At 51.5% G+C, this 9,176-nt stretch carries 9 protein-coding genes and 1 pseudogene; 4 read left to right on the forward strand and 6 right to left on the reverse strand.

Annotated features, from left to right (window positions below):
- The coding region (locus BHE85_RS05905; protein WP_146628267.1) for a transposase at positions 1 to 257 on the reverse strand (257 nt) is incomplete at its 3' end.
- Positions 258 to 330: 73 nt separating this feature from the next.
- On the opposite strand from BHE85_RS05905, the gene BHE85_RS05910 reads away from it, so the two are divergent.
- Positions 331 to 507, forward strand: a complete 177-nt coding sequence (locus tag BHE85_RS05910) for a ribbon-helix-helix domain-containing protein (RefSeq protein ID WP_044326047.1) — start codon at positions 331 to 333, stop codon at positions 505 to 507.
- A gap of 218 nt (positions 508 to 725) precedes the next feature.
- Positions 726 to 968: a protein YiiF gene (gene yiiF, locus BHE85_RS05915; RefSeq protein WP_001086388.1), complete on the forward strand. Its 243-nt coding sequence runs from the start codon at positions 726 to 728 to the stop codon at positions 966 to 968.
- 329 nt (positions 969 to 1,297) lie between these two features.
- Here yiiF and fdhE read toward each other — a convergent pair whose 3' ends face one another.
- From fdhE to fdnG, 4 genes are read right to left on the reverse strand one after another with little or no spacing between them, the layout of a single operon-like run.
- On the reverse strand, positions 1,298 to 2,227 hold the full coding sequence (fdhE, locus tag BHE85_RS05920; RefSeq protein ID WP_000027697.1) for a formate dehydrogenase accessory protein FdhE: 930 nt from the start codon (positions 2,225 to 2,227) through the stop codon (positions 1,298 to 1,300).
- Entirely contained in the window at positions 2,224 to 2,859 is a 636-nt protein-coding gene (gene fdoI / locus BHE85_RS05925; RefSeq protein ID WP_000829013.1) for a formate dehydrogenase cytochrome b556 subunit, read from the reverse strand. Before fdoI ends, fdhE begins: the two co-directional genes overlap by 4 nt.
- The gene (gene fdoH / locus BHE85_RS05930) at positions 2,856 to 3,758 is read right to left on the reverse strand and encodes a formate dehydrogenase O subunit beta (RefSeq protein WP_000331377.1); all 903 of its coding nucleotides are present in this window, start codon (positions 3,756 to 3,758) and stop codon (positions 2,856 to 2,858) included. The genes fdoI and fdoH overlap by 4 nt, the downstream gene beginning before the upstream one ends.
- A 12-nt stretch (positions 3,759 to 3,770) precedes the next feature.
- The gene (fdnG, locus tag BHE85_RS05935; RefSeq protein WP_011379325.1) at positions 3,771 to 6,821 is read right to left on the reverse strand and encodes a formate dehydrogenase-N subunit alpha; all 3,051 of its coding nucleotides are present in this window, start codon (positions 6,819 to 6,821) and stop codon (positions 3,771 to 3,773) included.
- A 193-nt stretch (positions 6,822 to 7,014) separates the two neighbouring features.
- On the opposite strand from fdnG, the gene fdhD reads away from it, so the two are divergent.
- Both fdhD and BHE85_RS05945 read left to right on the forward strand, forming a co-directional pair.
- Positions 7,015 to 7,848, forward strand: coding sequence for a formate dehydrogenase accessory sulfurtransferase FdhD (gene fdhD, locus BHE85_RS05940; RefSeq protein WP_000753617.1), 834 nt, complete (start codon positions 7,015 to 7,017; stop codon positions 7,846 to 7,848).
- A 153-nt stretch (positions 7,849 to 8,001) separates the two neighbouring features.
- Positions 8,002 to 8,928: pseudogene (locus tag BHE85_RS05945) on the forward strand (YiiG family protein); the annotation flags it as partial.
- A gap of 14 nt (positions 8,929 to 8,942) precedes the next feature.
- On the opposite strand, the gene BHE85_RS05950 reads toward BHE85_RS05945, so the two are convergent.
- Positions 8,943 to 9,176: IS1 family transposase (locus BHE85_RS05950; RefSeq protein ID WP_001393844.1), on the reverse strand; the 234-nt coding region annotated here is incomplete at its 5' end.

Genomic DNA, 9,176 nt, shown 5'->3' on the forward strand with positions numbered 1-9,176 from the left:
TTTTTTAATATATCTCGCTCAAGGCGAGCTTCATTTAACGCCTTACGCAGTTGCAGAATTTCAGATTCCAGTTCAGCCACCGTGCGGGAACCAGGAGTACCGAGCCCTTTTCTGGCGGCGGTAACCCATTGTCCTAAAGTGCCTTCAGGAAGGGATAATCGGGAAGCGCCTTCACTGATCGAAAGTTGATTTTCAAGAACCGTTCTGACAGCTTCGGCTTTGGACTCTTTAGAGTAACGTTGGTTTTTTCTGCTCATTATTAGCTCCTTCTGATGCCATTCTATTTCAGGAAGGAGTGTCCGTTAAACTCAGGCTACCTCAGAAGAGGCAATTAAACGGCTGAACAAGCTTCGGGGCTGGCGTAAGGTTTCACGATCTGCAATTTTACGCGAAGCGGTTGAGCAATATCTGGAGCGGCAGCAATTTCCGGTGCGTAAAGCAAAGGGAGGCAGGCAAAAGGGGGAGGTAGTTGGTGTTGATGATCAGTGTAAGGAGCATAAGGAATGAAAAAAATTTTTCATTCTTGAATATAAAAAAACAGATGCCCTTATTCTGGTATTAATACAAGGCTGTTTTACTTGAACTTATAATAACTGCAACTGTTACATCGTATCTGGAAAACGCCTCGCAAAAATAAAAAATGATGCGTAAATGAGCTTTCTTTAAAGATTCGGCAAGGGTACTTTTCTCTCCATAGATTCAAAAATGATATTGGCGAGATATTTATGAACTCTCTGGCAGGTATAGATATGGGCAGAATTTTACTCGATTTATCGAATGAGGTGATTAAGCAACTTGATGATCTCGAGGTGCAGCGTAATCTTCCTCGTGCGGACCTATTAAGGGAAGCGGTAGATCAATACCTGATAAATCAATCGCAAACAGCAAGAACCAGTGTTCCTGGCATCTGGCAAGGGTGTGAGGAAGATGGTGTCGAATATCAGCGTAAGCTGCGCGAGGAATGGTAATGGGAAAAAATGATGTCAATCAGATTGCTGACAACGTGCGCGTTGTTCATGCCGGATGCGGCGTGAACGCCTTATCCGGCCTACAAAGTCATGCAAATTCAATATATTGAAGTTTATTGGTAGGCCTGATAAGCGCAGCGCATCAGGCAATCATACGCTTGTCATCAGTGACATACCCATAACCTTATCGATGTGTTGGAGGGAAGAACGAGGCAAACAGACAATTGCGGCATGATCTTGAATGGGTAACGCGGAATACGAGAGATGGTGTCGTCACACCCTATGAGCTGTAATCCGGGCGACCAGCGCCACCCGGAAAACGTCAGAGATTACTCCCCTTCACCCGGAAACAGGAACGGGTTGATGGAACTGCGGGCATAGCCTTCTTGCTCCATTCGCGCGTCCAGTACCAGAGAAGCGAGGTCATCTGCCACGGCTTCAACTTTCGGTTCTTTTTCCTGATAAAGAATCTTCAGGTAAGTGCCGCAGTCATCGCAGCTTTCGGCTTTAATCGCGGCCTGTTCGTCATCCAGCGACCAGTAATGCAGTTTGCCGCTCTGTTCACAGTTGCTGCATTTTACGCGCACTACGTGCCATTCGGTTTCACACAGGTTGCAGTGCAGGTAACGCAGACCCTGAGTGGTGCCAATTTGCACCATGCTGGACACCGGCATAGAACCACAAACCGGGCAATATTGACGTTGCTCGCCGTATTCAGCGCGGGCTTTGCCGGGGATCAGATTGGCCATCTGCGCCCAGTAGAGCGACAGTGCAGCCCAGATAAACGGCGCTTTATCGCTGCTGACGGATGAGAAATCAGAGGCAAACAGTGCGCTGGCCATATCTTCCAGCTCCTGAGTCGATGCCTTCTCCAGATTCTCAATCACTGCCAGCGCCGGGCCGCTCATTTCAGGTTTCAGCTCAGCAATCAGCGCCATCAGCAGCTTTTGCCAGTGCTTATCACGCGGCAGAACGTGAATATCCAGCGGGGGCTTGCCCTGTGCGCTGGCTTCTTTAATGCGCGCGGTCAGATCCATCTCCAGCGGATGGTCGTACAGCACCACTTCCTGGGCGTGGGCGATAAGCGCAGCAAAGCGCAGGTAATCATCCAGCGGATTATTTTCTGCCAGCTCGCGCAGACGCTCGGCGCGGCGGTTGTATAAATTCTTGAGCCGAGGGAACAATAACGGCGGAATCATATCCGCCGTACGTTTCTCGCTCGAACCCAGCTCATCTTGCGGGATTATGCGAATACTCATTCAGCTTTCTTTTCCGTTGTCTTGCGGACCTCACGGTACCAGCGCGGGTGATGTTTCTTCGCCCAGGCGCTGGTAACCCATCCTTCCACCATGGCGGTAATCGTGCCTTTCACCCAAAGGGCGGCGTAGATATGCACCATGATAACCACAATTAACGCCACTGCGGCAAATGAATGCAGCATTAACGCGAATCGGATCACCGGGATTGAGAAAGCAGGCGCAAAATAAGGACGCCAGATAATCACGCCGCTCACCAGCAGCAGAACCAGGAAAATAATCGCCGCCCAGAAAACGCATTTCTGACCGAAGTTATAACGCCCGGTGTCACCTACTTCCTCGTTGACGACGATCTTACGAATATTCTTCGCCCAAAAGATATCATCCCGATTGATTAGGTTGTGATGCCAGTAACGGAAAAACATGATGATGAACGAGGCAAACATAACCACGCCGACAAACGGGTGCAGAATTCGCGCCAGCTGCGGTGTGCCCATGATTTGCATCAACCAGTTGAAGGACGGGAACAAAAAGCCCAGCCCGCTCACCGCCGCTAGGATGAAGCAGAAGGCGGTGATCCAGTGGTTGATACGTTCCGGCGCGGTGTAGCGCACGATGGTGTCACGTCGTTTCATTTGCGCTCCTCGTCTTTCTCTTCGTGCAGATTATTCTCTTCCTCATCCGCACGGTTCGGACCGACACCCACGTAGTGGAAGATACTGGCTGCGAAGGTAGCCGCAAAGCCAACAGCTGCGAGCGGTTTCCAGATGCCTTTCCAGAATTTCACGGTTTCGCTGATTTCCGGGTTCTCCGGCAAGCCATGATACAGATTTGGCTTGTCAGCATGGTGCAGCACGTACATAACGTGTGTACCACCGACGCCTGCCGGATCGTACAGGCCCGCATTGTCGTAACCGCGGGTTTTCAGCTCCGCCACGCGCTCGCTCGCCAGCGTTTTCATCGACTCTTTCGTACCGAAGTGAATCGCGCCCGTTGGGCAGGTCTTCACGCAGGCTGGTTCTTGCCCAACCACCACGCGGTCAACGCACAGCGTACATTTGTAGACGCGGTTGTCTTCCGGGTTGAGGCGCGGAATGTCGAACGGACAGCCCGCAATGCAATAACCGCAGCCAATGCACTGCTCGGACTGGAAGTCGACGATACCGTTGGCATACTGAATAATTGCACCTTCCGCCGGGCACGCTTTCAGACAGCCTGGATCGGAACAGTGCATACAGCCGTCTTTGCGGATCAGCCATTCCAGTTTGTCGTTCTGCTCCACTTCCGAGAAGCGCATCACCGTCCACGATTTGGCACTTAAATCATTGGGGTTGTCGTACACCCCAATGTTATTGCCGACGGTATCGCGAATGTCGTTCCACTCTGAACACGCCACCTGACAGGCTTTACAGCCGATACAGGTGGTGACGTCGATGAGTTTCGCCACTTCTTCCTGGAAGTCCCGCGCCTGAGGCGCGGGGGTCAGACCGTTAGTCGCGGAACGACGAATGATATCTTGAGATTGATAAGCCATATGTCGTCTCCGTTACACCTTTTCCACATTCACAAGGAAGGACTTAAACTCCGGCGTCTGCGTGTTCGCATCACCAACGAATGGCGTTAAAGTATTGGCAATAAAGCCTTTTTTAGCTACGCCTTCATAGCCCCAGTGAATCGGAATACCGATGGTATCGATATCTTTGCCGTTCGCTTTCAGCGTGCGAATACGTTTGGTCACCACCGCTTTGGCTTTGATATAGCCACGGTTGGAGGAGACTTTCACGGTATCGCCCTGGGCAATGCCAAGTTTATTCGCCAGCGACTCCCCGATTTCCACAAACTGCTCTGGCTGCAAAATCGCGTTCAACAGCGCGTGTTTGGTCCAGTAGTGGAAGTGCTCGGTCAGACGATAGGTGGTTCCGACATACGGGAACTTATCGGCTTTACCCAATGCTTCGGCGTCGTCTTTAAAGATACGTGCAGCCGGGTTCGAGATAACGTTTGGATGCAGCGGGTTAGTTCCCAGCGGCGTTTCAAACGGCTCGTAGTGTTCCGGGAACGGACCTTCCGCCATCTTATCGAGGGCAAACAGACGCCCCATGCCTTCCTGCTGCATGATAAACGGCCCGACGCCGCTACCCGGAGGCGCTGCGCTGTAGTCCGGAATATCCCAGCCGGTCCACTTAGTGCCGTCCCATTTCAGCAACTGACGCTTCGGATCCCACGGGTTACCCTGCGGATCTGCGGAGGCGCGGTTATACAGAATGCGGCGGTTAAGCGGCCATGCCCATGCCCAGCCCAGCGTGTTACCGAGGCCAGACGGATCGGCGTTATCACGACGCGCCATCTGGTTGCCTTCCGGCGTCCAGCTACCGGCGAAAATCCAGCAGCCACAGGAGGTTGTACCGTCATCGCGCAATTGGGCGAACGAGCTAAGTTGTTGGCCTTTCTTGACGATAACCGCACCGGTTGCCGGATCGGTAATATCGGCCAGCGCCTTACCGTTGCTCTCCATCGCTACTTCTTCCGACTTCGGCTCATGCGGAATGGCGTAGTTCCAGGTCATGTTCAGCACCTGATCCGGGTTCGCGCCACCCTGTTCGGCATACATCTTGCGCAAGCGCAGGAAGATACCGGAGAGGATCTCACCGTCAGTCAGCGCAATCCCCGGGGCGTCCGCACCTTTCCAGTGCCACTGCAACCAGCGACCTGAGTTAACGATTGAACCGTTCTCTTCTGCGAAGCAGGTCGATGGCAGACGGAACACTTCGGTCTGGATCTTCGACGAGTCAACTTCGTTCAGCTCACCGTGGTTCTGCCAGAAGTTAGAGGTTTCAGTGTTCAGCGGGTCGATGGTGACGAGGAACTTCAGTTTCGACAGACAACCGATCACTTTGTTTTTGTTCGGGAATGAGGCAACAGGGTTAAAACCCTGGCAGATATAGCCATTGACCTTGCCCTCTTTCATCATCTCGAAGTATTGCAGGACGTCGTAGCCTTTATCCCACTTCGGCAACCAGTCAAAGCCCCAGCTATTTTCCGCCGTCGCTTTATCACCAAAGAAGGCCTTCATCATAGAGACGAAGAATTTCGGGTAGTTGCCCCAGTAGTTTACCTGGCCTTCCAGCAGCGGTTTTGGCGTGTTGGCGGTAAGGTAGGTTTGCAGATCGGTCTGCTTCTCGCTTGGCAGCGTCATGTAACCTGGCAGGCTCTGCGACAGCAGCCCCAGGTCCGTCAGCCCCTGAATATTGGAGTGACCGCGCAGGGCGTTAACGCCGCCGCCTGCCATCCCCATATTGCCGAGCAGCAGCTGGATCATCGCCATCGTACGAATGTTTTGCGCACCAACGGAGTGTTGCGTCCAGCCGAGGGCATACAGGAACGAGGCAGTTTTATCGTGAGCACTGGTTTCTGCGATGTATTCGCAGACTTTCAGGAACGCGTCTTTTGGCGTACCACAGATGTTTTCAACCACATCTGGCGTGTAGCGGGAAACGTGCTGTTTCAGCAAGTTCCACACGCAGCGCGGATGTTGCAGCGTGGTATCGCGTTTGGCGAAGCCGTTTTCGTCCAGTTCGTAAGTCCAGGAGGATTTATCGTACTTGCGTTTTTCCGCGTCATAGCCGGTGAAAAGGCCATCTTCAAAGCCGTAATCCTCACGCACGATCAGGCTGGCGTTGGTATAGGCTTCGGTGTATTCGCGGTTGAATTTTTCATTGTTCAGCAGGTACAGCAATACGCCTGACAGGAAAGCAATGTCAGTACCGGAACGAATAGGGGCATAGTAGTTAGCTACCGCCGCCGTACGCGTAAAGCGAGGATCGATCACAATCAGCTTCGCGCCGTTGTGAATTTTGGCTTCCATCGCCCAGCGGAACCCGACCGGGTGAGCTTCAGCGGCGTTACCGCCCATCACCACGACGAGGTTGGCGTTCTTGATGTCGACCCAGTGGTTGGTCATCGCACCGCGACCAAATGTTGGAGCAAGACTTGCTACCGTTGGTCCGTGTCAGACACGCGCCTGGTTGTCGACCGCGAGCATACCCAGCGCGCGGGAGAATTTTTGCGTTAAATAGCCGGTTTCGTTACTCGACGCGGAAGCACACAGCATCCCGGTGGAGAGCCAGCGGTTAACAGTCACGCCTTCGGCGTTTTGCGCAATGTAGTTAGCATCGCGGTCTTCTTTCATCAGTTTGGCGATGCGATCAAACGCCTCTTCCCAACTGATTTGCTGCCATTTATCAGAACCTGGCGCACGGTATTCCGGAAACTTCAGACGGCTTTCGGAGTGGATGAAATCCACCAGGCCAGCGCCTTTCGGACAAAGTGCACCGCGGTTGACCGGGTGATCCGGATCGCCTTCGATATGGAAGATAGATGCTTTGGCGTTTTTTGCTCCGTCACCGAGGCTGTACATCAACAGCCCACAGCCTACGGAACAATAGGTGCAGGTATTACGGGTTTCGCGGGTGCGCAGCAGTTTATACTGCCGGGTTTCCGCGAGTGCTACGCTGGGTGCAAAACCTAGTGCCGCTGCCGTGGTGCCTGCCATACCGCCAGCGCAGATCTTAAAGAACTGCCTTCTGCTGACCTGCATGGATTGCTCCTTGTTTCGACATTGTCACGTCCCATTTACATTCGCTTGCTGCGTGTGCAGGGAGTGGGAGTTATTTTTCTTTGCGGAAGGGGCCGCAAAGGTCCAGAATTGGCTCGATTTCCCTCCATCCAGGAAGGGTTTGTAACAGAATACCATAATGTTGGTGTGTGTGTTCTTATCTGGTTAAGAGAAAGTGAAAAAAACACAGCGAAAAGAAATCGAAAATGTGACAAATATCACAGGTGTTCGTCAAATTGAGTTATGGCGGCGTGATGATTTACAACACCCACGGTTAGATGAGGTCGCGGAAGAAGTTCCCGTTGCGCTGGTCTACAACGGCATTTCGCATGTGGTGATGATGGCGTCGCCCAAAGACCTTGAGTACTTTGCGCTCGGTTTTTCGCTTTCCGAGGGGATTATCGAAAGTCCGCGCGATATCTTCGGCATGGATGTCGTTCCTTCCTGTAATGGTCTTGAAGTACAAATTGAGCTTTCCAGCCGCCGCTTTATGGGGTTGAAGGAGCGCCGCCGGGCGCTGGCGGGACGTACGGGCTGTGGCGTATGCGGCGTGGAGCAACTTAATGACATCGGAAAACCGGTGCAGCCGCTACCGTTCACCCAGACGTTTGATCTCAACAAACTGGATGATGCATTACGTCATCTCAACGATTTTCAGCCAGTGGGGCAACTGACTGGTTGTACTCACGCCGCTGCCTGGATGTTGCCATCTGGCGAACTGGTCGGCGGGCATGAAGACGTGGGGCGCCATGTGGCGCTGGACAAACTGTTAGGCCGCCGGTCACAAGAAGGGGAAAGCTGGCAGCAAGGTGCGGTACTGGTTTCCAGTCGTGCCAGTTATGAAATGGTGCAAAAGTCGGCGATGTGCGGCGTAGAGATTTTGTTTGCGGTGTCTGCCGCGACCACGCTTGCTGTAGAAGTGGCTGAGCGCTGTAATCTGACACTGGTAGGTTTTTGTAAACCGGGTCGGGCAACGGTTTATACCCATCCGCAGCGTTTGAGCAATTAATTAAAATAAGTCCTGCGATATATATTAAATTGCAGGACTTATTCATTTCGTGAATTTTATTATTTTTATTTATAAATAAAACGCGTGTAGTGGCGTTTTCTTTTTTCATTTATTATGTTCACTCTCTTATCTATATATTTATAAGGCAATTAAATGAAAAGGAATTTATTATCTTCCGCTATTATAGTCGCCATCATGGCCCTCGGTCTGACGGGTTGTGATGATAAAAAAGCCGAAACAGAAACGCCCCCGCCTGCCAATAGTCAACCTGCCGCACCAGCTCCTGAAGCTCCCGTTGCAAAAGCAGAAGCTAAACCTGAAACACCTGCGCAACCGGTGGTCGATGAACAAGCGGTTTTCGACGAAAAAATGGATGTCTATATCAAGTGCTATAACAAGTTACAGATCCCTGTACAGCGCAGTCTGGCGCGTTATGTTGACTGGCTGAAAGATTTTAAACAGGGGCCTACCGGTGAAGAGCGTACTGTTTATGGCATCTACGGCATTAGTGAATCCAACCTCGCTGAGTGTGAAAAAGGCGTAAAAAGTGCTGTGGCGTTAACGCCTGCGCTGCAACCAATTGATGGCGTGGCGGTGAGTTATATCGATGCTGCCGTGGCGTTGGGTAATACCATTAACGAAATGGATAAATATTACACCCAGGAAAATTATAAAGACGATGCGTTTGCGAAAGGGAAAACGCTGCACCAGACATTCTTAAAAAATCTGGAAGCCTTTGAACCTGTAGCAGAATCTTATCATGCGGCGATTCAGGAAATTAACGATAAGCGCCAGCTTGCGGAACTGAAAAATATTGAAGAAAGAGAAGGGAAAATATTCCACTACTATTCTCTGGCAGTCATGATTTCAGCGAAACAAATTAATAACCTGATATCGCAAGAGAAGTTTGATGTTGATGCGGCAATGAAGAAAGTGTCTGAACTGGAAACGCTGGTGGCGCAGGCCAAAGAAGCGGATAAAGGCGGCATGAATTTCTCGTTTATTAATTCGGCAGGCCAGTATCAACTCGAGGCTAAAAAATACGTTCGCCGCATCAGAGATAAAGTCCCGTACTCTGAGGTAATGACTCCAACTTACTGATAGTGTTTTATGTTCAGATAATGCCCGATGACCTTGTCATGCAGCTCCACCGATTTTGAGAACGACAGTGACTTCCGTCCCAGCCTTGCCAGATGTTGTCTCAGATTCAGATTATGTCGCTCAATGCGCTGAGTGTAACGCTTGCTGATAACGTGCAGCTTTCCCTTCAGGCGTGATTCATACAGCGGCCAGCCATCCGTCATCCATACCACGACCTCAAAGGCCGA

Source organism: Shigella sp. FC1567 (assembly GCF_001743015.1).
GTDB classification, from domain to species: domain Bacteria; phylum Pseudomonadota; class Gammaproteobacteria; order Enterobacterales; family Enterobacteriaceae; genus Escherichia; species Escherichia coli.

Coding starts and splice junctions, on each gene's coding strand:
- yiiF (WP_001086388.1), top strand. CDS start 726: ATGAACTCTCTGGCAGGTATAGATATGGGCAGAATTTTACTCGATTTA.
- fdhE (WP_000027697.1), bottom strand. CDS start 2,227: ATGAGTATTCGCATAATCCCGCAAGATGAGCTGGGTTCGAGCGAGAAA.
- fdoI (WP_000829013.1), bottom strand. CDS start 2,859: ATGAAACGACGTGACACCATCGTGCGCTACACCGCGCCGGAACGTATC.
- fdoH (WP_000331377.1), bottom strand. CDS start 3,758: ATGGCTTATCAATCTCAAGATATCATTCGTCGTTCCGCGACTAACGGT.